The sequence below is a fragment of the Lacihabitans soyangensis genome (assembly GCF_024343775.1).
GTDB lineage: Bacteria > Bacteroidota > Bacteroidia > Cytophagales > Spirosomataceae > Leadbetterella > Leadbetterella soyangensis.
Map to the genome: position 1 here is coordinate 1 of NZ_RJUF01000045.1, position 21,533 is coordinate 21,533.

General features: G+C 37.5%; 23 protein-coding genes, 1 tRNA gene and 1 pseudogene. 21 read left to right on the forward strand and 4 right to left on the reverse strand.

Going from position 1 to position 21,533, the window contains the following annotated elements; all coding sequences use genetic code 11:
• Positions 1-111: 111 nt before the first annotated feature.
• Entirely contained in the window at positions 112-504 is a 393-nt protein-coding gene (locus tag EGI31_RS12900) for a transposase (protein WP_255036345.1), read from the reverse strand.
• 91 nt (positions 505-595) lie between these two features.
• Between EGI31_RS12900 and kdgD the strand changes: the two genes are divergently transcribed.
• Positions 596-1,501: a 5-dehydro-4-deoxyglucarate dehydratase gene (kdgD, locus tag EGI31_RS12905; protein WP_255037646.1), complete on the forward strand. Its 906-nt coding sequence runs from the start codon at positions 596-598 to the stop codon at positions 1,499-1,501.
• Between the two features lie 112 nt (positions 1,502-1,613).
• Here kdgD and EGI31_RS12910 read toward each other — a convergent pair.
• The 3 genes from EGI31_RS12910 to EGI31_RS12920 form a co-directional block, all read right to left on the reverse strand.
• Positions 1,614-1,703 (reverse strand) — tRNA-Ser (locus tag EGI31_RS12910).
• Positions 1,704-1,740: 37 nt separating this feature from the next.
• The gene (locus EGI31_RS12915; RefSeq protein ID WP_255037647.1) at positions 1,741-2,808 is read right to left on the reverse strand and encodes an asparaginase; all 1,068 of its coding nucleotides are present in this window, start codon (positions 2,806-2,808) and stop codon (positions 1,741-1,743) included.
• Entirely contained in the window at positions 2,801-3,127 is a 327-nt protein-coding gene (locus EGI31_RS12920) for a tetratricopeptide repeat protein (protein WP_255037648.1), read from the reverse strand. Before EGI31_RS12920 ends, EGI31_RS12915 begins: the two co-directional genes overlap by 8 nt.
• A 120-nt stretch (positions 3,128-3,247) precedes the next feature.
• Between EGI31_RS12920 and EGI31_RS12925 the strand changes: the two genes are divergently transcribed.
• From EGI31_RS12925 to EGI31_RS13020, 20 genes and pseudogenes are all read left to right on the forward strand, one after another.
• Positions 3,248-3,982, forward strand: coding sequence for an electron transfer flavoprotein subunit beta/FixA family protein (locus EGI31_RS12925; protein ID WP_255037649.1), 735 nt, complete (start codon positions 3,248-3,250; stop codon positions 3,980-3,982).
• A 21-nt stretch (positions 3,983-4,003) separates the two neighbouring features.
• Positions 4,004-4,966, forward strand: coding sequence for an electron transfer flavoprotein subunit alpha/FixB family protein (locus EGI31_RS12930; RefSeq protein WP_255037650.1), 963 nt, complete (start codon positions 4,004-4,006; stop codon positions 4,964-4,966).
• A 204-nt stretch (positions 4,967-5,170) separates the two neighbouring features.
• On the forward strand, positions 5,171-7,252 hold the full coding sequence (locus EGI31_RS12935; RefSeq protein ID WP_255037651.1) for an OmpA family protein: 2,082 nt from the start codon (positions 5,171-5,173) through the stop codon (positions 7,250-7,252).
• Positions 7,253-7,277: 25 nt separating this feature from the next.
• A complete protein-coding gene (locus EGI31_RS12940) occupies positions 7,278-8,255 on the forward strand; it encodes a glycosyltransferase family 2 protein (protein WP_255037652.1) in 978 nt (325 codons plus the stop codon).
• Complete coding sequence (locus EGI31_RS12945; RefSeq protein ID WP_255037653.1) at positions 8,252-9,979, forward strand: glycosyltransferase family 39 protein; 1,728 nt, start codon at positions 8,252-8,254, stop codon at positions 9,977-9,979. The genes EGI31_RS12940 and EGI31_RS12945 overlap by 4 nt, the downstream gene beginning before the upstream one ends.
• On the forward strand, positions 9,979-10,905 hold the full coding sequence (locus tag EGI31_RS12950) for a glycosyltransferase (RefSeq protein ID WP_255037654.1): 927 nt from the start codon (positions 9,979-9,981) through the stop codon (positions 10,903-10,905). The genes EGI31_RS12945 and EGI31_RS12950 overlap by 1 nt, the downstream gene beginning before the upstream one ends.
• Positions 10,905-11,099 (forward strand): hypothetical protein, encoded by a 195-nt coding sequence (locus EGI31_RS12955; RefSeq protein WP_255037655.1) that lies wholly within the window; start codon positions 10,905-10,907, stop codon positions 11,097-11,099. Before EGI31_RS12950 ends, EGI31_RS12955 begins: the two co-directional genes overlap by 1 nt.
• Before the next feature lie 117 nt (positions 11,100-11,216).
• Positions 11,217-13,640, forward strand: a complete 2,424-nt coding sequence (locus EGI31_RS12960; RefSeq protein WP_255037656.1) for a heavy metal translocating P-type ATPase — start codon at positions 11,217-11,219, stop codon at positions 13,638-13,640.
• 2 nt (positions 13,641-13,642) lie between these two features.
• Positions 13,643-13,804: a cbb3-type cytochrome oxidase assembly protein CcoS gene (gene ccoS, locus EGI31_RS12965; RefSeq protein WP_255037657.1), complete on the forward strand. Its 162-nt coding sequence runs from the start codon at positions 13,643-13,645 to the stop codon at positions 13,802-13,804.
• Positions 13,805-14,014: 210 nt separating this feature from the next.
• Positions 14,015-14,398 carry a glycine cleavage system protein GcvH gene (gene gcvH, locus EGI31_RS12970; RefSeq protein WP_255037658.1) on the forward strand — a complete coding sequence of 128 codons (384 nt, stop codon included), beginning with the start codon at positions 14,015-14,017 and terminating at the stop codon, positions 14,396-14,398.
• Between the two features lie 97 nt (positions 14,399-14,495).
• Positions 14,496-15,776 carry a dihydroorotase gene (locus tag EGI31_RS12975; RefSeq protein ID WP_255037659.1) on the forward strand — a complete coding sequence of 427 codons (1,281 nt, stop codon included), beginning with the start codon at positions 14,496-14,498 and terminating at the stop codon, positions 15,774-15,776.
• Entirely contained in the window at positions 15,776-16,288 is a 513-nt protein-coding gene (locus EGI31_RS12980; RefSeq protein WP_255037660.1) for a DUF4199 domain-containing protein, read from the forward strand. The genes EGI31_RS12975 and EGI31_RS12980 overlap by 1 nt, the downstream gene beginning before the upstream one ends.
• Positions 16,289-16,292: 4 nt before the next feature.
• Positions 16,293-16,808 carry a DUF4199 domain-containing protein gene (locus tag EGI31_RS12985; protein ID WP_255037661.1) on the forward strand — a complete coding sequence of 172 codons (516 nt, stop codon included), beginning with the start codon at positions 16,293-16,295 and terminating at the stop codon, positions 16,806-16,808.
• Between the two features lie 10 nt (positions 16,809-16,818).
• Positions 16,819-17,544, forward strand: coding sequence for a gliding motility-associated ABC transporter permease subunit GldF (gene gldF, locus EGI31_RS12990; protein WP_255037662.1), 726 nt, complete (start codon positions 16,819-16,821; stop codon positions 17,542-17,544).
• Positions 17,541-18,329 (forward strand): PhzF family protein, encoded by a 789-nt coding sequence (locus EGI31_RS12995; RefSeq protein ID WP_255037663.1) that lies wholly within the window; start codon positions 17,541-17,543, stop codon positions 18,327-18,329. The genes gldF and EGI31_RS12995 overlap by 4 nt, the downstream gene beginning before the upstream one ends.
• Before the next feature lie 213 nt (positions 18,330-18,542).
• A complete protein-coding gene (gene queA / locus EGI31_RS13000) occupies positions 18,543-19,595 on the forward strand; it encodes a tRNA preQ1(34) S-adenosylmethionine ribosyltransferase-isomerase QueA (protein WP_255037664.1) in 1,053 nt (350 codons plus the stop codon).
• 66 nt (positions 19,596-19,661) lie between these two features.
• Entirely contained in the window at positions 19,662-20,339 is a 678-nt protein-coding gene (locus EGI31_RS13005) for a 2-C-methyl-D-erythritol 4-phosphate cytidylyltransferase (protein ID WP_255037665.1), read from the forward strand.
• Positions 20,339-20,698 (forward strand): inosine/xanthosine triphosphatase, encoded by a 360-nt coding sequence (locus EGI31_RS13010; RefSeq protein ID WP_255037666.1) that lies wholly within the window; start codon positions 20,339-20,341, stop codon positions 20,696-20,698. Before EGI31_RS13005 ends, EGI31_RS13010 begins: the two co-directional genes overlap by 1 nt.
• Positions 20,699-20,720: 22 nt before the next feature.
• Entirely contained in the window at positions 20,721-21,149 is a 429-nt protein-coding gene (locus EGI31_RS13015; RefSeq protein ID WP_255037341.1) for a helix-turn-helix domain-containing protein, read from the forward strand.
• Positions 21,146-21,533: pseudogene (locus EGI31_RS13020) on the forward strand (IS3 family transposase); the annotation flags it as partial. The gene EGI31_RS13015 and the pseudogene EGI31_RS13020, both read left to right, overlap by 4 nt.

Sequence of the window (21,533 nt, forward strand, 5' to 3'; positions counted from 1 at the left end):
ATTTTTGCTCATTCAATAAATTTTTATGATGTCCTTGACGAGTTATCCCACAATAGTTAAATAAAGATTCCATGGAGTGATTAAGGTTTTTCTTATTCATTCTAAAATATTCTAAAGTGGTACTTTGGTGTTTTTTTTTAAGTCAACACCAGCGTCTTTACTAGCTATTTCAATTAGCTTTTCAAGATAATCTATTTGCATTTGCTTTTGTCCCAATCGTTGCTCCAATGATGCTACTTTTTCCAAAAGTTCCGCAGTCTTTTGAGCTTCGCTATCTTTTTGAATTACCATTGTAGTTCCTTTTTTATGTTCGGATGAGTAACGATAGAGCCAACGATAAACGGTTACGCTACTAACTCCCCATAAATTGCAAAAAGATTTTATAGAACACAAACCCGAACTGATTTCTTGAACTTTTTCTCGTTTGAACTCCTCACTAAATATTCTACGTTGTCGAATGTTTAGTTTTGTACTTTTTTTAGAAATTAATTTTGCTTCGATCATAACATAAGTTGATTTTTTTGTCAACCTATTTTAGGCAAGCACAACAAATAACCAGTAACAAAAAACGATTAACAAATAACCAAACAAAAAAATGGAACTATCAAAAATAAAATCATCGCTCGAAGACGGGCTTCTTTCTTTTCCAATCACTGATTTTGATGAAAACGGTGAATTTAACGCCAAAACCTTCGCCGACCGTGTAGAATGGTTCGTAAGTCACGATGTTTCGTCTGTTTTTGTGGCAGGTGGAACGGGTGAGTTTTTTTCGCTAACAGCAGCAGAATACGAGCAGATTGTAAATATTTCGGTCAAAGTTGTGGCCGAACGAGTACCTGTCATTGCCAGTGCAGGTAGAAGTGTTGCAGAAGCAAAAACTTTCACTCAAATTGCCGAAAAAGCGGGCATTCATGCCATTTTACTTTTTCCTCCGTATTTGACTGAATGTCCGCAAGATGGTGTTTATGAATATGCCAAGGCCATTATGCAAAACACCTCATTACCAGTCATTTATTATAATCGTGGCAATGGCGTTTTATCGGCAGATTATATCAAAAAATTGGCTGATGCTTGTCCAAATTTCATTGGTTTAAAAGATGGTACGGGTAATATGCAAGATTTGAACGATACTATCAAAACAGTCGGAAAACGTCTTTCGTATATCGGTGGAGTGCCAACGGCTGAAATAATTGCTGAGGCGTATTTATCAATTGGCGTGAATACATATTCGTCGGCAGCCTTCAATTTTGTGCCAGAATTGGCCAATAAATTCTATAAGGCTTTGCGTGCAGGAGATAAAACGACGGTTGAAGAAATCACACAGAAGTTTTATATTCCTTTGGTCAGATTACGTGGCAAAAAGAATGGTTATGCCGTAAGTTTAATCAAAGCTGGTGCAAAGTTGATAGGAAAAAGTGCAGGTGATGTACGTCCACCACTCACGATGCCGACCGATGCTGAGGTAGCTGAATTAAAGAAAATTATTGTGCAAAATAGTTGACGTAAATGTACTATAATTAAAACCAAAAGTTTGCTAAAAGAACGGTTTGATAAGTCAGTTTCCTTGCCTAATTTTAAAATAAAAGCCTCTTGAAATGAATCAAGAGGCTTTTTGGCAGAGAGGAAGGGATTCGAACCCTCGATACAGTTACCCGTATACTACCTTTCCAGGGTAGCTCCTTCAACCACTCGGACACCTCTCTGTTTTGGGAGTGCAAAGTAAACTATAAAAATTGGGTTTTAAATGCTACGTTCGCCAGAAATGTCTTTTTCCAATGCATTTTTTATGCTGAAAGTATCATTGCTGTTCCCCAAAGCCCACATGAGTTTGGTTATAGCCGCCTCTAACGTCATGTCTGAGCCAGAAATGATTCCCATTTCTTTCATTTTTTGACTGGTTTGGTATTTTCCCATGATGACCCTTCCGCCGGTACATTGCGACACATTCAATAGGATGACATTATCCTTTAATGCTTTTTCCAAAATCTCTAAAAACCAAACCTCCGAAAGTGCATTTCCAGATCCGTAGGTTTCCAAAACTACTCCTTTTAGTGATTTTTGATTGAAAAAATTCTCGACAAATGCCTGATTGATACCCGGGAAAAGTTTCAATATTCCGACATTGTCGTCAATGTTCTTGTAAAACCCAGGTTCTTTGTTCTGATCCTGAATTTTTATATTTAGAAAATTGTAATCTATATTCACGCCAATTTCTGCCAAATATGGGAAGTTTTCCGAGTCGAAAGCATCAAACTGGCTGCTCTCTCTCTTTTTTGCTCGGTTTCCCCGCAATAGTCTACCATTAAAATAAATACATACTTCTGGTACAATCGATTTCTCATTTAGCGACGAGCCCGCAATTTGAATAGAGGTAATCAGATTTTCCCTAGCGTCAGTTCTCGGAATACCGATTGGTAATTGAGCACCAGTAAAAACCACCGTTTTGGTAAGGTTTTGAATCATAAAACTCAGGGCTGATGCCGAGTACGCCATGGTATCCGTTCCGTGCAGAATCACAAATCCTTGAAAATCACTATAGTTGTTTTCAATTATTTCTACCAATTCTACCCAAATTTTTGGCGAAACATTGGAGGAATCAATGGGATTTGGTAAGGCCAGAAAACACAACTCAAGATTTAAGCGGTTGAGCTCTGGTATATTTTCAACTATCTGCTCAAATTTAAACGGCACCAAACTCCCGGTAGAATTATCATAAACCATCCCGAGAGTTCCTCCAGTATAGATAATGAGTACCTTTTGTGCGTTTTCGGCCGGCGAATTTATTTTTAATATTTGATATTTATTCATCTATTTCGTCTAAAAACATTTGATAAGCACTTTTTAACTCCCTCAAAGTCTTCTCCTTTTTTAATTTTTCGGCTAGCTCAATACCCAGTTTGTAAGTATTTTCTGCCTCTACATGGTTTCCAATTTCGAAGAATAATGCTGCTGCATGGTAGTACGTTGGGAGGTAATCTGGAAATTCTAAGAGTAATTTTTTAAAGAATTCAAGGGCTTTATCTCGTTGATTATCTTTGTATTCTATGGCCAGAGCATAATAATTAAACGGTTCGCTGGGATCGGAGTTTATCTGTTCTAATAAAAATTTAATTCGTTCGGCTTGCATACTATTTTTCTAGCTTTTACATTTGTAATTGTTATGCATGCATACTATTATTTGTGTTTCGAAAGTATAAATGCGTACATTGTTTAGGTTTTCAAAATTAACAATATAAATTCAATCTTTATGAAAATACTGGTTTGTATTTCGAGTGTGCCAGACACAACCTCAAAGATTTCTTTTGAAGAAAACGATACAAAATTTAGTAAAGCAGGTATTCAGTACATCATTGGGCCTTATGACGATTATGCCCTTGCGAGAGGCGTGGAACTTAGAGAATCTCTCGGTGGAACACTCACGGTTCTGAACGTTGGACTAGCCGATGCTGAACCACAAATAAGAAAAGCATTAGCTATTGGTGCAGACGATGCTGTAAGAATTGACGCTGAACCTACAGATTCGTTTTTTGTAGCTTCTGAAATAGCCAATTATGCCAAGGACAAAGGTTTTGACCTTATTTTGATGGGTCGCGAAACAACAGATTACAATTCTGGCGTGGTACATGGCATAGTAGGGGAGCTTTTAGGACTTCCTTCTTTCTCACCAGTAATGGAGTTAAAACTCGAGGGGAATACCGCCACCTTGGCCAGGGAGATTGAAGGTGGTAAAGAAAAATTAGAAGCTAGTTTGCCTTTGGTGTTGGGTTGTCAAGAGCCCATTGCTGAATGGAAAATTCCAAATATGCGAGGAATTATGTCTGCCAGAACAAAACCTTTGGCAGTGTTAGCACCGAGTTCTGCAGCTTTGACAAATATTGATAAGTATGAATTGCCAGCCCCGAAGGGTGCCTGTAAAATGATATCGGCAGATGATGCGGGTGCATTGATAAAATTATTGCAAACCGAAGCTAAAGTTTTGTAAAACCTTAAAAAAGAAAAGATTATGTCAGTTTTAGTATATACCGAATTGGCCGATGGTCAATTTAAAAAATCATCTCTCGAAGCCATTTTCTATGGCTCAAAAGTAGCTGCCCAAGTTGGTGGCTCCATGACCGTTTTAGCCATTGGAAGTGCGTCGGATGACGAATTGTCAAAAGCTGGATATTTTGGTGCAACCAAAGTCTTACATGCAAATGCTCAGAATTTGGCTTCTGAAAATATCATGGCCTACAGTAAAGTGTTGTCAGAAACAGCCAAATCTGTTTCTGCTAAAGTAGTTATTTCAGCCAAGTCCTCGCTGGCAGATGCCGTAATGGCCAGAGCTGTTGGAGCTTTGAAAGCCGGGTTGGTAGGTAATGTGGTGGAGTTGCCGGACACTTCGAACGGTTTCAAAGTTAAGCGAAGTATTTTTACTGGAAAAGCTTTTGCCGAAACTTCAATTACCAGTGATGTGAAGTTTATAGCCATCAAAAAGAATGTTTTACCCTTAGAAGAAACATCGAATTCGGCAACGGTTGAAAAACTATCGGTTGACACAGGTAGCCTAACCGAGAGTTCGAAAGTTTTAGAAACCATAAAAGCTACAGGAACTGTTTCTTTACCTGAGGCAGATTTGGTAGTTTCTGGTGGAAGAGGCATGAAAGGTCCAGAACATTGGCAGCCATTGTTAGATTTGGCGGAGGCATTGGGAGCTGCTACTGCTTGCTCTAAACCTGTTTCGGATCTTGACTGGCGACCTCACCATGAGCATGTAGGTCAAACTGGTGTAAAAGTTGCTCCAAATCTTTATATCGCTTGCGGTATTTCGGGTGCTATTCAGCATTTGGCTGGTGTAAACTCATCTAAGGTAATAGTGGTTATCAACAAGGATCCAGAAGCTCCATTCTTTAAAGCGGCAGATTATGGAATTGTTGGTGATGTATTTGATGTTTTGCCCAAATTAACGGCCGCTGTAAAGGCATTGTAAGTGGATTAAAAGATATTTTCAATAATTTTTAGCCTCCTTTTGGAGGCTTTTTTGTTTTTCTGCCGTCTAATTAAAAATAAGCTTTGTTGCTTTTTGAAGTTTTCAAAATTCTTATCATTTAAAAAATTTTAATAACCAAAATAAAAATTAAATTTGTACTTGGTTATTTTCGTTAATAACAAATTGTATACATCTTCAGTAAAAATGAAACTCAGAGGTTTTATACTTCTATTTTTTAGTATAAGCCATTTTATCTATTCACAAGAGGTATTATGGGCGACTAAAGTATTAGAAAAATCTTCAGAAACCGTTGACGAGATTTACTCTCCCAAAAACAGAGCCATACAGATTTTATACAAACCTAATGTTTTGCCCCAAACCGTAAGTAGTCCATGTAGTTGGCGTCCGACAGGCTCTGGATTTGGAGAAGATTATATCAAAGTGGGTTTTGAAAAAGCCATAAAAGTAAGACAGATAATAATTGGTGAAACCGTTACTCCAGGTGCCATTGGTAGGGTTTTCGGCTACTCAAAAGACAATACAGAGATTCTACTTTACGAAAATCGAGATCCGGCACCAAGACTAAGTGGAAGGATTTGGAACATTATTATCCCTGAAACCCAACAAGAAATTAATGCCATCAAGATTTTAATTGTGCATTCCCTCAACAAGGGCCTGAAAGAATACGATGCCATTGGTATTTCTAACAGTGATCATCCGTATGTGGCCAAAATAAATGTCGCTGAAAATTTACCGCCTAACCTTGAAAAGGAAAATTTAGGCCCGAATATTAACTCAAGGTTTGGAGAAGTAGCTCCAATTGTCTCTCCGGATGGTAAATTTTTGTATTTTACAAGACTCAATCATCCCGACAATACCAAAGACAAAGCTGGAAAAGCTGAAAAAACCTTGGAAGTACCACAAGACGTATGGGTCTCAAAGCTAAATAAAAATGGAGGCTGGGATGCTGCTGCAAATATTGGAGAACCTATCAACAACTCAGCCAACAATGCCGCTGCCACCATATCGGCAGATGGTAAAAGTCTGTTTGTTCTAAATGTGTATTTACCGAATGGCAAATATGTGGCTGGTCTTTCAAAGGCCAGCATGAAAAACAAAAAGTGGGAACTTCCAAAACAGATAAGAATTGCCGATTTCCAGGCTTTGGAAGTTTATGATGAGAAAATAAAAGTAAAAAAAACTGTCACTGAATATGCCATTAGTTCAGATGAGAAATTTTTGGTTATGGGCCTTAGAAGATCAGAAACTTTTGGAGATAAGGATCTCTATGTGTCATTTAAAACCTCTGATAATAGCTACGCCAAGCCAATTAATCTAGGTCAGATTATCAATTCTGCAGGAAATGAAGGATCTCCATTTTTGGCTGCTGACAATAAAACTCTATATTTTAATTCGAATGGCCATCCTGGTTACGGCGACGCGGACATTTATGTTACTACAAGACTAGATGATTCTTGGACGAACTGGTCAGAACCCGTTAATCTCGGCCCTGTTATAAATTCACCTGAATGGGATGGGTACATTACTATTCCGGCTTCGGGTGAGTTTGCCTATTTCAGTTCTTTGAAGAATTCATTGGGTTCAGACGATATTTTTAAGATTAAGCTTTTTCCGAGTATAAAGCCACAAGTCGTGGTGATGTATGATTTTCAGTTCAAAGACAAGGTGACCAATAACATTCTAACTCCAAAAATTAGTTTTCAGGCCTTGGGAGAGATAAAAGACACCTCGAATTCCGTTAACTGGACTTATGATGAAGAAACCCTACTGAACAAATCTATATTGAGCGTAGGCAAGAAATATGAAATAACCGCTACCTTAGAAACTTATGGTGACTTTAGAACAATAATAGACCTGAGTAAAGAAACGAAGTATAAAGAAATAAAAGCTGTTTTTGAGATGTTGCCATTGGCTAAAGGCCAAAAAATGGTGCTTCAAAATCTGTTTTTTGATCAGGGCAAATCCATCATTAAAGAAGAATCTTTTGAAGAATTAGAGAAAGTCAAAAAGATGATGTCAGAAAATCCAACCATGGAAATATTGCTAGAAGGACACACTGATAACCAAGGCGATATGTTTAAGAATATTAAACTTGCTGAAGAACGTGTACAAGCAGTGAAGGAATATATCATAAAAGATGGGCTCATAGACGGCAAAAGAATTGGCATAAAATCATGGGGACCCTACAAGCCAGTGGTAAGAAACTCCTCTGAGGAGGCCCGAAAGAAAAACCGAAGAGTAGAATTTACAATCACCAAAATGTAGTATTTTTGTACGCTAAACGAATATTATGAGCCCAAAACTCTTATTGGTAGTCCCTTGTTACAACGAACAGGAAATATTACAACTCACAAATCAGAGATTAAATACTTACTTTGACCAGCTTCTTGAACTCAAAAAGATAGATTCTTCGAGCAAAATCTGTTACGTTAACGACGGTAGCAAAGACACCACTTGGACAATAATTGATTCACTTACAAAGTCCAATTCAAGAGTATTAGGAGTAAAGTTGGCCAAGAATTTTGGTCATCAAAATGCAGTTTTAGCGGGTCTTTTTAGTTTTGTTGACCAATACGATTGTTACATAACTATCGACGCCGATTTGCAAGATGATATTCGAGCTATTGGCGACATGATTGATAAGTTCAATGATGGAAATTCTGTTGTTTATGGCGTGAGAGAGGACAGAACCTCCGATACGTTTTTTAAGAAATTCACCGCAGAGCTTTTCTACAAAATAATGGAAAAATTGGGAGTTCCAGTAGTTTTCAATCATGCTGATTTCAGATTGATAGACAACAAAGTGCTCAAGGAATTTGCTAATTACAAGGAATACAATATGTTCATTAGGGGCATTATTCCTACAATAGGTTTTCCGTCTGACAAAGTATACTACAAAAGGCTCGAAAGAGAGGCCGGCGAAAGCAAATATCCATTTAGCAAAATGTTGGCCTTTGCCTGGAAAGGAATCACCTCCTTCTCCACAGTACCCATGCGTATGGTGCTTTGGTTTGGTGTTATAAACTTCATTGTTTCATTCGTCATAGGATTCTATGTGCTTTGGAGCAAAATCCAGGGAGTGGCTGTTTCAGGTTGGACTTCTACCTTATTACCGATGGCCTTTTTTAGTGGATCAAACATGATTGCCATTGGTCTAATTGGTGAATACGTAGGTAAAATTTACGAAGAAGTAAAAGGCAGACCTCGCTATATAATAGAGAAAATTTCTAACGCTGGTGATTCCGAAAACCATAATGTGGGCAAATGAGGAAATACGGATTATTGTTTCTTTTGATTGCAATTGCCTCATTTTTAAGGTTTTCTAATTTAGATAACCGTGGTTTGTTTACCGACGAAAAATTTACTTTACTGAATGCCAACGGTATATGGGTAGGTGGAGGCAATCAAATAGATATTTTCAACAAACCCTTCTTTACCCCGCAAGACTTTTGGTCTCCGAAAAACGTTGAGGATTATTTTGAAGCTATCGCACATTCTGACTTTGGTACGCACATCGTTTACAACGGATTACTGCATTATTGGATGGAGTTGTTTGGTAATTCTGACTATTCCATCAGGTTTTTGAGTGCTGTTTTTAGTCTTTTGACTGTTATTGTGGTGTATCTATTTTCGCTTGAGGTTTTCAAAAATCACACGGTGGCTTTTTTATCTGGTTTTTTATTAGCACTGGATCCTCTAAACATTGCCCAAAGCCACATCGCTAGGAGTTACACCCTTTCGTTTTTGCTGGTTCTTTTGGCCACCTATTACTTTTTGGAGATATTTCGAGGCAATAAAAAATCAAGGAATTTTATAATATATGCTGTCTTGGTGGGGCTTTGCATGCTCAATCATTACCTCAATTTCTTAGTTCCACTGAGCCATGGATTGGTGTTTTTGTTTACCAAAAACAAAAAGCACCTTTGGTTCGGATTTATATCTGCTGCAGTGTTTAACGTGTTATTGATGCTGTATTGGTTCAATTGGGGCGGTGGATATTTGGCCATGAATTTCTTAAAAGATAAAAACGAAAAACACCTAAAATTAGCTCAGTTAAATATCAATTCTCCAGAGGCGGCGGTTCAATTGAGTACTCCAGCTTTAGTCACTAAGAAAACCATTGAGTTGGTTTTTGATTCAAGTATTTTTACGCAAGGTTTGTTCTTGAGACTCAATTCTGGACTTAAGAATGTGGCCGTAACATTTGCAATCTTTCTTCTTTTGTTGGGAGCTTATTATTTCAAGTCAAAACAAAAGCTTTATATCTCTTTGGTGGTAGCTGCTGTAGTCTTGTTGGCTGTAAATCATGCTATTATGGAGGATATCATAATAGCTAACTGCTTTTATTTTGTAGTTTTTTTTGCTTTGGAATTTATTTTCAAACGTCCAGAGGAAACTTCTAGCCAGCCACAATTTATTTTGGTGGCCGTTTCGGCCTTGATGTTCATTTTACCTATTCTCTTTGTTTTAAATGATGCCCTCAAAAACGGACATACCACGAGCCTGACGCACAGGTATATCGGGGTTGCTTCGCCTTTTGTGGCTATCTTATTGGGTTTTGGGATTAACCGATTCCTCAAATTCTCAAAACTGGCTTTTTTCTTAATGATATTCGTCTTTCTGCATCAATATCAACCTGTTAAATTCGAAATTATGTCTTATTTCGCAGACAAATCAAATTTGAATGCATGGTTTGAACCAGCTAGAGTTCCCAATCCGTATGCCACTGCCGCTAAAAGTATTTTAGAAAAATATCAAGAAAGCGATACGCTTTATATTCCTGGTGGATATCAAGAATTTTATGTGCAAGTCTTTGCAAAAGAGAAGGTTGTAAATTATAATGATGCTCAATATTTGAATTTGTATCTTCCAAAAAAATCAAATATTCCTGAGAAAATAGATGTGAATGAACGTGATAAAGTATTCTTGAAAAAAGGAAATGGAGAAAAACTTCTTATTTTTGATTTTGAAGGTACAAAATACAGATATTGATGAAAGTAAAAATCGTATATCCGGTTTATAACGACTGGGAGGCCCTGAATCTTTTAATGACCAAAACGGCAACCATTTTCGAGAAAAGTGATGTGGAATTGTCTTATTTGGCAGTGGATGATTGCTCGAGTATTCGATTCGTAGCTTCTGATTTTAACGATTTTGACCTCAAAGTTCTGCATTTAATAAGTAACCAAGGTCATCAGAGGGCTATTGCCATAGGCTTATCCTATTTAGCCGATAACAACAACGCTGACCTAGTGGTGGTAATGGATTCGGATGGTGAGGATCAGCCTGAACACATTCTTGATTTGATCGAAAAGTCTAAATCGTCTCCAGAAAAAATAATTTTTGCTCAAAGAAAGAAACGCACTGAGTCTTTTGCTTTTAAACTGTTTTATTTGGTTTATAAATTCATCTTTAAATTTCTCACCGGCCACGTCATTACATTCGGAAATTACAGTCTTATACCGGCATCCAAAATCAAGAAATTGGCTAATGTTTCAGAAATTTGGAACAATTATCCAGGGGGTGTTATACGCAGCAAGTTGCCTTTTGATTCTGTTCCGCTAGACCGTGGAGTCCGTTTGGCAGGTAAGTCGAAAATGAATTTTACCTCATTGATTCTTCATGGCATGAGTGCCATTTCTGTTTTTTTAGATTTTACCGCAGTTAGAATTTTGATATTTGCCAGTGTAATGGTCTCATGCTCAGTTATTGGTGCTGGAGTGGCCATCTATTTGAAATTTGTATTGCATCAAGCCACGCCGGGTTGGGCCTCAAACCTTGTAATGGGCTTTTTTATAGTCTTTATTCAGGGCTTTTTTATAGCTCTTTTTATACTATTTATGGTCTTAAGTTCACGTCGTTACACCAGTTTTATTCCTTATTTTGGTTACAACAAATTTATAGACTTTGTAGAATAATGGAAAACCTAAGTTTCGAAGAATTTCTTGCCTCAAAAAAAATAGATTATGCAAGGTTTCTAAAGGCCGAACCCATCATGTTTTCGCAATGGAAGCACGAATTTGCCCAAATCCACCCCGATAGTTTCGTGATGCAGAAAAAGTTTTTGATCAATAGCATCAGAAGAAAGTTTAACTTGGTGGTTTCTAGTTAAGTCACAGTTTTTACATTTTCGGTATCTTAAACATGATTAGAATCATGTTTTATAATGATTTCCTCCATGATTTTGTAGTTCTTCTATTCGGATTTTTGTGATTGTAAAACCCGATTGATGAACAGCTCAATTTCAGAAATAGATGCTAAAGTGGTTTGCTATCATTGCGGAAATGATTGCAAAGAAGAAGACATTCTTGAGGACGACAAACATTTTTGTTGCTCGGGTTGCTACACCGTTTATGATATCCTGAAAGACAATAACTTATGTGGTTATTATGACCTCAATGCCAATGCCGGAGTAAGTCTCAAGGCCAAGAATTTCAAGGGTAAATTTGATTATTTGTCAGAAAAAGCAATTGAAAATGAGTTGCTTTCTTATCAAGACGAACAGATTGCTAAAGTGATTTTAAGTGTTCCGTCTATCCATTGTAGCTCATGTGTATGGTTATTAGAAAATTTCCCCAAAATTTTGAAAGGCGTTTTTACATCACGTTTAAATTTTGTAAAAAAAGAACTTTCGCTCGATTTTGATCCCAATGTAGTTTCGCTCAAAGAAATAGTGGAGCTTATGGCAACGCTTGGCTATGAGCCGCAAATTAACTTAGAAAGTACGGGTAAATTGAAGAAAATTGATCACGAAACCCGTAAGCTTTTATTTAAAATTGGGGTAACAGGTTTCTGTGCAGGCAACATTATGATGATGAGTTTTCCAGAGTATTTTAATCTGGATTTGGCCAATAAATTGGATGCAACTTATCAAAAGTTTTTCCTGTATTTCAATTTTCTTTTGGCTCTGCCAGTCTTCTTTTACGGAGCTAGTGATTATTTAAAAGGTGCTTATTACAGTATTCTAGAGAATTTAAAAGGAAATAGCAATATTCTCAGCGTTGATATTCCCATTGCCTTGGGTATTACGGCCTTATTTCTAAGAAGTACTTACGAAACTTTCGTTCCACAAACGGCAGGTTACTGGGACAGTATGGCTGGTTTAGTTTTGTTTCTTTTGGTCGGCAAATGGGTTCAAACCGTCACCTTTAATTATTTGTCATTTGATAGGAGCTACAAGTCCTATTTTCCATTGGCAGTAAAAGTAAAGAATCAATCAGCTAACTATAAGAATGTTAATGAATTACAAAAAGGTGATGTTTTTTTTGTTCATCACCAAGAGTTGATTCCAACTGATGCCATTTTGATGGAAGGTAATGCCTTGATAGATTATAGTTTCGTGACTGGCGAGTCGAATCCCGTGAAAAAGCTCAAAGGTGAAACTGTTTTTGCTGGTGGTCGACAAGTGGCCGACCAAATCGAATTATTGGTCCAAAAGCCTGTTTCTACCAGTTATTTGACCCAACTTTGGAACAATGAGAGTTTCTTGAAAGAAAAGGAAATTCCTACAACCGCTCTTGCCAATGCCTTTAGTAAATATTTTACTTATCTCACCATTGCTATAGCCGCGGCAGTTGGCATATATTGGAAATTCAACAATCCTGAATTGATTTGGCCAGCAGTTACTGCAGTTTTGATGGTAGCCTGCCCTTGTGCTTTAACTTTGTCACTACCTTTTACGATGAATACCACCATGAGTATTTTCGGTAGAAATAAGTTTTTTGTTAAAAATCAAGGCGTTATTCAGCAACTTTCAGAAATAGATACCATGGTTTTTGATAAAACCGGAACCTTGACTGAAGCCAATCATGGCGAAGTACGTTTAGTAGGCGAACTCAGTTATTATGAAAAGAACTTGGTTTATGGTGTAGTTTCACAGTCGGTCCACCCATTGAGTAAGTTGGTTAGTAGTTATTTGCAAGGGTCTAATTCTCTTGAGGTTAATTATATTTTTGAGGTAAAAGGTCAAGGGATTGAGGCTATAGTAGATGGCCGATCTGTGAAAATAGGAAAGTTAGATTTTGTAAAAAACATAAATGCCGAATCTCAAAATTCTGAGGTTCATGTTATGATAGACAATGAGTATAAAGGTTATTTTACGGTAGAACCTAGGTTTAGAGCTAACTGGAAGACCTTATTACAGAAACTAAGCAAAACCTTCACAATTGCACTTCTGTCAGGTGATAATCCCAGGATGTCGGAAACATTAAAGCCGATTTTTGGATCCAGAATGAGGTTTAATCAAAGCCCTCAAGACAAGCTCGATTATATCAAACAATTGCAAAATTCGGGTAGCCATGTAATGATGATCGGAGATGGATTGAATGATGCCGGTGCTTTGCGGGAGTCTAAAATTGGGATTGCTTTGACAGAAGACGTACAGGCGTTTTCACCTTCCTGCGATGCCATTTTGGATGCAGAAAGAATTGATAAACTGGATGACTACGTGAGGTTTAGTAAAACAGCCTTGAATATTGTAAAGTTAAGTTTTTTACTATCTGTTGTGTATAATATCATGGGAGTTGGTTGGGCTGCTAGTGGGGAGCTTTCACCAGTGGTGGCGGCTATATTTATGCCACTTAGTACACTTTCAGTTGTGTTTTTCTCAGTTGGACTAACTTGGCTGGTAGCACGTTACAAAAAAATGGTTTAATTATGGAGGTTATAATAATATTGGTAGTTTTGGCTATTTTGATAGCGGGTAGTTTTTTGTTTGCGTTTTTCTGGGCCACCAAGGACGGCCAGTTCGATGACACATTTTCGCCCTCAGTGCGAATATTGTTGGACAACGACAGAGACGAGAACAAAACTCATTAAAGAGGCTGAAAAGCGATTCCAATCAATTAGGGTTTAAATACTCTTCCAGCTAAAGGTGGTGACGTTGTTGCCGCCTTTACTTATTTTTTGGAGATAACATGGTGGAGTTTTAATATTTTCGAGTAAAAACATTAGAATATGACCACTCATTTTTTGTGAAATAAATCTTTAGATGTAACTTGCAATCACTTTTAAAACAAAAACAAATAAATGAATTTTCCTGCTGATTTAAGATATACCGAAGAACACGAGTGGATTAAAATTATTGATGGAAACATCGCATTGGTGGGTATTACAGATTTTGCTCAAGCCGAATTGGGTGACATCGTGTTTGTAGAAATCGAAACTGAGGGTGAAGAGCTGGGTGCCAACGATATTTTTGGTACTATTGAGGCTGTTAAGACAGTTTCAGATTTGTTTTTGCCAGTTGCAGGTAAAGTTTTAGAGGTTAATCCTGCTTTGAGCGACGAGCCTGAATTGGTGAACAATTCACCATATGAAGGTGGTTGGTTGATTAAGATGGAAATTGCGGACTTGGCCGATGTTGAAAGTTTAATGGATGCCGAAGCATATACCTCATCAATAGGACATTAATACAAATGAGAAATATATCAAATAAAACAATTTCGATATTTAGTTTTTGTATTTGTTATTGATTTTTAGCCCATTAGGGCTTTTTTTTTATATATAAATGAAAGTTTTAATAAAAAATGTGCTCGTTATTGATCCCTCGTCTGGTTTTCACAACAGAAAGCTAGATATCGGAGTTGGTGATGGGAATATAGTAGAAATAGCGGACCAGATTTCGGAAACGGGATTTGATGAAATTGTTAGCGGAGAAAACCTTTGTGTTTCAGCCGGATGGGTAGATGGTGGTGTGCATTACAAGGACCCGGGCGAAGAGTGGCTCGAAAACCTTGAAAGTTTACAAGCTGCCGCACTTGCTGGCGGTGTAACTACCATTGTTGGTTTCCCCAATACTCACCCAACTGTTCAAAGCAAAGAATCACTATCTTATTTCAAGAATTTTTCGAAATATAATTTGGTACAATTCCGAAATCTTGGTGCGGTGACCAAAAATACCGAAGGCAAAGATTTTACAGACATGATGGATTTGCATTTCAGTGGTGCTGTTGGATTTTCGGATGGTAAAAACCCAATTCAAAGCTCTGATATTTTGCTCAAAACCTTGCAATATTTGCAGCCTTTGGGTACAATTCTCGTCAACAAATCAGAAGATAAATACTTGAGTATGTTTGGCCAAATGCATGAAGGAATAACCAGTACCATGTTGGGCTTAAAAGGCATACCATCTGCTGCTGAGGAGATTATGATAATGCGGGACCTGAAATTACTGGAATATTCAGGAATCAAGTCTGACAAACCGCTCCTGCATTTTTCTACTATTTCTACGGAGGAATCGGTAAATTTGATTAGAGAAGCCAAAAAGAAAGGTTTGCCTGTAAGTTGCGATATTGCAGCACATCAATTGGCTTTTACAGACGAAGCATTATTGGATTTTGATACCAATCTTAAGGTTTTTCCACCATTTAGAGGGAAATCCGATATTTTGGCCTTAAAAGAAGGACTGAAAGATGGAACCATCGACATGATTGTTTCAGATCACAATCCATTGGATGCCGAACATAAAAATGTTGAGTTTGATGTGGCGGATTTTGGTGTTTTGGGTATTCAGACTTTATTTTCGGTCATAAATACCTATTCTGAACTAAGCATCGAATTGATTATTGAAAAAATCACTACAAGTCCGCGAAAATTGTTTGGTTTAGAGGATGCTCAAATAGCTGTTGGCCAAGCTGCTAACCTTACGGTTTTTGAGGTAGACAAAGTTTTTGTATTTGACGAAAAAGACATAAAATCGGCTAGTAAAAATAGCCCGTTTGTGGGGAAAGAATTAAAAGGTGCTGCCGTAGCTGTTTTTAACAATGGACAATTTAAAAAAGTAGGCTAGTGAAAAGGAAACAGGTTTCAAATTATTCTTTGATTTTTGGAGGCATAGCAGGAGTAGCATGTTTTTTGTTTTTTTTGGCCATGTATGCCACCAAGCCGAACCCATTGGCCTTTCGTAGGCCCGATTTGGGCATCAACATCATCATGATATGGGCATCTATTTGGTATTTTAAAAGGAATAATGGCGGTTATTTGCATTTTTATGAGGCATTTTCGGTTGGGTTTCTTACCAATATCATAGGAGCTCTTATTTCGGGCATCTTAGTTTATCTGTTTATAGAATTCATAGATGCTAAGCCTTTCACTGAGTGGATGTTACACGGAAAAGCTTTGCTTTTGAAAGATAGAGAGATGTTTGAAAAAATGCTCAATGAGAAGTCTTACAGACAAAGTTTGCTTTCATTTGAAACTCAAAAGCATTCGGTCATCATAACTGACGATTTATTGTTTAAACAAGTCGCCATTGTGGCTATTAGTTTATTTGGTATGGCTATGCGAAAACTTAAAAACTAACAATATGGAAAAAGTATCTTCTGCAAGAATCGCCTTGAAATGGGGCTTGATTTATGGAATCATCGGGATTGTTTACAACACGGTTGCTTACAATACTGGTCTTTGGAAAAACTGGCTTATTGGTCTTTTGGCCATGCTCATTTTACTTTTTGGAACCCTTTATTTGGCATTCAACGAATACAAAACTCTGAATGCGGGATTTATGACTTTCAAAGAAGGTTTGGGCTTAGGTATGCTGACGGTTACGACTGGTGGCCTTTTGTCTGTGCTTTTTGATAATTTTTACAGAAAGTATATTGACCCTTCCTTGCTGGAGCAACAAATAAAAATGATAACTGAGCAGTACGAGTCGATGGGTCTTTCGGAGGCTCAGATTGATGAAGCCGTTCAGAAGATTGAGAATTCGGCTGGCTCAGGCCTTGGATTTCTTTGGGGAGTTTTGGGAGCCATATTTGTAGGTTTCATAGCTTCTCTAATTATGTCTGCCATAATGAAAAAAGACAAACCTGTATTTTCTTAAAAGAACCTTTATGTTTAGTATTTTCAAAAAAGAAATTTCTACATTTTTTAACTCGCTGATAGCGTATATAGTTATCGGCGTGTTTTTGTTGGTTACCAGTTTAATGCTTTGGATGTATCCCAGCTCCAATGTTTTGGACTATGGTTATGCAGAAATGACCACTTTCTTTGAATTTTGTCCTTATATATTCTTGTTTCTGATTCCGGCAGTTACCATGCGAATGTTTTCTGAGGAATTCCGCACCGGAACTTTGGAGTTACTGTTTACCAAACCCATCACACTTTGGGGTATTATTTCAGGCAAATATTTTGCTTCTTTGGCCATTATTGTTCTTGCCTTATTGCCAACCGTGGTATATTATTTCTCTATTTACGCTTTGGGCAATCCCAAAGGCAACATTGACTCGGCAGCGGTTGTTGGCTCATATTTTGGCTTAGTTTTGTTATCGGCATCTTATGCTGCAATAGGCATATTTACATCTGCAGTCTCCAAAAATCAGGTAGTAGCCTTTATTTTGGCGGCCATTGTTTGCTATTTTTTTTATGATGGCATAGGTCAATTATCCAATTTGTTCAGTGGCAGTGTTCAGTTTTATCTCAATTATCTGGGTCTGGATTTTCATTACGCATCACTCGGGAAAGGCATGTTGGATAGTCGGAATGTGGTATTTTTGATCAGTTTTTCTGCTCTATTTTTGATTTTTACTCAAATGGTACTTAACAAAATCAGAAAATGACCATACTGAAAATATTTCATGTCAATGCTTTCGCTTCCCATGCTTTTTCTGGAAATCCAGCGGCAGTAGTTCCTCTCGATTTTTGGTTATCTGATAGCTTAATGCAGCAAATAGCGGCTCAAAATAATTCATCGGAAACGGCCTTTTTTATTAAAACAGCAGATGGTTTTCATGTCAGGTGGTTTACGCCAGCTGTCGAAGTGAACTTGTGTGGCCACGCCACGCTTGCGAGTGCGTATGTTATTTTTGAGGTGCTCGGTTTCTCTGGAAAAACCATAACCTTTGATTCCAAAAGTGGTCCACTTTATGTTTCTAGGTCGAGTGGAGAGTTCTTTTTGAACTTTCCGGCGGTCGTTTCTGAAGAAATTCAGATTTTGGAAGGAGTAGAGTTGGCTTTAGGAAGTACACCAACGAAGATTTTGAAAGCCGGAGATGATGTACTTTTAATTTTCGAAGACGAAGAGACAGTAGCAAATTTGAAACCCGATTTTGCTTTATTGTCCACTATTAATGCCAGAGGTATTATAGTTTCTTCAATATCAACTTCTTACGATTTTGTTTGTAGGTTTTTTGGCCCGAAAGTAGGGGTTAACGAAGGCCCTGTAACTGGCTCAGCATTCACAAAGTTGATACCTTATTGGGCCGGTGTAATTGGCAAAACAGAAATGAACGCTTGCCAGATTTCGAAAAGAAGAGGAGATGTAAGTTGTCAACTCTTAGGCGACAGGGTGCTTATTGGTGGAAGAGCCAATCTATATCTCCAAGGAGAAATTTCCTTCAGATAAATTCTCCCTTTATACCTTCATAAATTATCAATTGGCTGATTTTCAGTATTTATTTCAAGATAAATGCCAAATCACTTGACAACGGCCTATCGGATTTTGTACCTTTGCAGCCCGATAAAGATTTGTTAGGAAAATATAAAGGCATTTTGGCAATATTATTTTTTCGTAAATATTCGGTGTAAATAATTCTTTAATTTTTGAAATATACCATAGATGAAATTATCTGCTTTTAAGTTTGACCTCCCACACAGCCTTATAGCCCAATATCCACTTGATGATCGCGACGGTGCCCGTATGATGGTTTTGCATCGTAAAACCGGTAAAATTGAACATAAAATGTTCAAAGATATCGTAGATTATTTTGGTGAAGGAGACGTGATGGTTTCTAATAATACAAAAGTTTTCCCAGCCAGATTATATGGTTCTAAAGAGAAAACAGGTGCTAAAATCGAGGTCTTTTTGTTAAGAGAACTGAATAGAGAAATGCGTCTTTGGGACGTTTTGGTAGATCCAGCTCGTAAAATTCGCGTAGGAAATAAACTTTATTTTGGAGATAGTGACTTAGTAGCAGAGGTTATTGACAACACAACTTCTCGTGGAAGAACCATCCGTTTTCTTTTTGACGGAAACCACGAAGAAATGATGCAGGCCGTTTATGAATTGGGCGAAACTCCAATACCAAAGGACGTCTTACAAAGGGAAGTTGCTGATGTAGACAACGAACGTTATCAGACTATTTTTGCCGACGTAGAAGGTGCGGTAGCTGCTCCAACGGCTGGTATTCACTTTACAAAAAACATCGTAAGAAGAATGGAAATCAATGGGGTAGATTTTGCTCCTTTGACCTTACATATTGGTATCGGTACTTTCAGACAAGTAGAGGTAGAAGATCTCACCAAGCATAAAACAGACTCTGAGAATTTCTTTATTCCTGAGGAAACTTGCAAAGTCGTTAACGAGGCTTTGGATAACAAAAAGCGTGTTTGTGCCATAGGAAGTACAACCTTGAGAGCTATGGAATCGTCGGTTTCGGCTAATGATAGAGTGAAACCCATCAACAATGCTTGGACGGATAAGTTTATATTTCCTCCTTACGATTTTAAAATTACCAACGCCCTTTTGACGAATTTTCACCTTCCAGAGTCTATTTTGTTGATGACAACTTGTGCTTTTGGAGGATATGAAACCATTACTGAGGCGTATCAGGTGGCCATAAAAGAGAAATACAAATTCTTTACTTATGGCGATTGTATGTTGATTATCTAATTAGTTTTCGATATTAGATTTTAGAAAGTATATTTGAAGTGTCGTACCTTGTGCGACACTTTTTTTATGACCAACAAATACGCCATTATAGTAGCGGGAGGTTCTGGTTCCAGAATGCAGTCTGCCATTCCCAAGCAATTTCTGCATTTGGGAGATAAACCGATTTTGGTTCATACCATCGAAAAGTTTCTGCAAATACCTCATATTCAGATAGTTTTGGCATTGCCGGCGGATGCATTGGAATATTGGGAAAAAGTAGGCTCAATTTTTTTTGATGATTTATCACAAATCCGAACTGTTGAAGGAGGAAAGACCCGATTTCAATCTGTAAAAAATGCTTTGTTTTCTATAGAGCAAAATGCTGGTCTTGTTGCTGTTCATGATGGGGTTCGCCCGTTTGTAAGTTCAGCTATTATTCAAAAGTCTTTTGAAGTGGCAGCCCAAAAGAAGTCTGCGGTTGTTTGTGTAGATTCCAAAGATTCGGTGCGATTGCTGGATGGAAATGATAACAAATCGGTCGATCGAAAGAACGTAAAATTGATTCAAACGCCTCAAACCTTTGATTTGGAATTGCTAAAAAAAGCCTATCAAGTAGATGATAATGAGCTTTTTACTGATGATGCATCGGTAGTTGAACATTTCGGTCAGAAGATATTTTTGATAGACGGTGATTATAAAAATATAAAAATCACAAGCCCCGAAGACATGGAAATAGGCGGGATTTTTTTGAAAAATAGTAAATAATGAAGAGAGTTATTGTGGCTTCAAAGAATCCTGTCAAAGTTAAAGCGACACAAATAGGATTCGAGAGCATGTTTGATCAGCAGAAGTTTGTGTTTGAAGGTGTAGAGGTCGGTTCGGGCGTCAGCGACCAACCAATGGGCGATGAGGAAACTTTCAATGGAGCTTACAACAGGGCCGTGAAGGCAAGAGAGCAATTTTCAAATGCTGATTTTTGGGTAGGAATAGAGGGGGGAAACATTGCTCACAACCCAACTGAAATGGAGGCTATGGCATGGATAGTGGTTTTAAATCAAACTAAAATGGGTAAAGCCCGAACGGCAGGCTTTTTTCTGCCAAAAAAGTGTCTTGTCCTGAAATAGCGATACACAAAAAAGTATCAAAATGGAAGAACGAGTAAATTATGTTAAGCGTAGTCAAAAAGATTACAGTATGAGTTTAAAGCTTCAGATAGTTCATGAAGTTGAACGTGGAGAAATTTCAATTCGTGGAGCTCAAAGGAAATATGGGATACAAGGTAGAGCGACAATTACAGTTTGGCTGCGAAAATACGGTAACTTTGATTGGGAAAATCAAACGCCATCTCATATGCCGAAAACACCTGAGCAAAGAATAATGGAGCTTGAGGCTAAGGTTAAGCTTTTAGAAAAACAAAGAGCTTATTATGAACATTTAGCCAATGTTTCAGATAAAAAAGCAATCATCTTTGATATGATGATAAATTTAGCTGAAAAAGAATATCAAATTGATATCCGAAAAAACTCCTCACCCGAACAATCGATCAATTTAGACAAGAAGAAAACCAAACCTTGAGTTTTGCCTGTCATTTGTTCGGGATTGATAGACAGGTGTATTACAGGAGTATAAAAAGAAAGGAGGTCAAGATTTTTAAAGCCGAAGTAGTTGTGGATATGATATTAGAAGTTAGAAAAACGATGCCAATGATTGGTGGCAAAAAGTTATACTATATCTTAAATAAAGAGCTACAAAGTCTTGATATTGGCAGAGATAAATTCTTTGCGATAATGAAAGCAAATCATCTTTTTATTCAGCCAAGACGCCGTTATCATGTAACTACAAACTCTAAACATCGGTTTAAAAAGCATGATAATCTAATCCTAAATATTGATATAAAAAGACCAAATCAGGTTTGGGTTTCGGATATCACTTACATTGGAAGAAGAGAGAAACCAAGGT

Excerpts from the sequence above, each read along its gene's own strand:
- EGI31_RS12900 (WP_255036345.1), bottom strand. The coding sequence starts at position 504 with ATGATCGAAGCAAAATTAATTTCTAAAAAAAGTACAAAACTAAACATT.
- kdgD (WP_255037646.1), top strand. The coding sequence starts at position 596 with ATGGAACTATCAAAAATAAAATCATCGCTCGAAGACGGGCTTCTTTCT.
- EGI31_RS12915 (WP_255037647.1), bottom strand. The coding sequence starts at position 2,808 with ATGAATAAATATCAAATATTAAAAATAAATTCGCCGGCCGAAAACGCA.
- EGI31_RS12920 (WP_255037648.1), bottom strand. The coding sequence starts at position 3,127 with ATGCAAGCCGAACGAATTAAATTTTTATTAGAACAGATAAACTCCGAT.
- EGI31_RS12925 (WP_255037649.1), top strand. The coding sequence starts at position 3,248 with ATGAAAATACTGGTTTGTATTTCGAGTGTGCCAGACACAACCTCAAAG.
- EGI31_RS12930 (WP_255037650.1), top strand. The coding sequence starts at position 4,004 with ATGTCAGTTTTAGTATATACCGAATTGGCCGATGGTCAATTTAAAAAA.
- EGI31_RS12935 (WP_255037651.1), top strand. The coding sequence starts at position 5,171 with ATGAAACTCAGAGGTTTTATACTTCTATTTTTTAGTATAAGCCATTTT.
- EGI31_RS12940 (WP_255037652.1), top strand. The coding sequence starts at position 7,278 with ATGAGCCCAAAACTCTTATTGGTAGTCCCTTGTTACAACGAACAGGAA.
- EGI31_RS12945 (WP_255037653.1), top strand. The coding sequence starts at position 8,252 with ATGAGGAAATACGGATTATTGTTTCTTTTGATTGCAATTGCCTCATTT.
- EGI31_RS12950 (WP_255037654.1), top strand. The coding sequence starts at position 9,979 with ATGAAAGTAAAAATCGTATATCCGGTTTATAACGACTGGGAGGCCCTG.
- EGI31_RS12955 (WP_255037655.1), top strand. The coding sequence starts at position 10,905 with ATGGAAAACCTAAGTTTCGAAGAATTTCTTGCCTCAAAAAAAATAGAT.
- EGI31_RS12960 (WP_255037656.1), top strand. The coding sequence starts at position 11,217 with ATGAACAGCTCAATTTCAGAAATAGATGCTAAAGTGGTTTGCTATCAT.
- ccoS (WP_255037657.1), top strand. The coding sequence starts at position 13,643 with ATGGAGGTTATAATAATATTGGTAGTTTTGGCTATTTTGATAGCGGGT.
- gcvH (WP_255037658.1), top strand. The coding sequence starts at position 14,015 with ATGAATTTTCCTGCTGATTTAAGATATACCGAAGAACACGAGTGGATT.
- EGI31_RS12975 (WP_255037659.1), top strand. The coding sequence starts at position 14,496 with ATGAAAGTTTTAATAAAAAATGTGCTCGTTATTGATCCCTCGTCTGGT.
- EGI31_RS12985 (WP_255037661.1), top strand. The coding sequence starts at position 16,293 with ATGGAAAAAGTATCTTCTGCAAGAATCGCCTTGAAATGGGGCTTGATT.
- gldF (WP_255037662.1), top strand. The coding sequence starts at position 16,819 with ATGTTTAGTATTTTCAAAAAAGAAATTTCTACATTTTTTAACTCGCTG.
- EGI31_RS12995 (WP_255037663.1), top strand. The coding sequence starts at position 17,541 with ATGACCATACTGAAAATATTTCATGTCAATGCTTTCGCTTCCCATGCT.
- queA (WP_255037664.1), top strand. The coding sequence starts at position 18,543 with ATGAAATTATCTGCTTTTAAGTTTGACCTCCCACACAGCCTTATAGCC.
- EGI31_RS13005 (WP_255037665.1), top strand. The coding sequence starts at position 19,662 with ATGACCAACAAATACGCCATTATAGTAGCGGGAGGTTCTGGTTCCAGA.
- EGI31_RS13010 (WP_255037666.1), top strand. The coding sequence starts at position 20,339 with ATGAAGAGAGTTATTGTGGCTTCAAAGAATCCTGTCAAAGTTAAAGCG.
- EGI31_RS13015 (WP_255037341.1), top strand. The coding sequence starts at position 20,721 with ATGGAAGAACGAGTAAATTATGTTAAGCGTAGTCAAAAAGATTACAGT.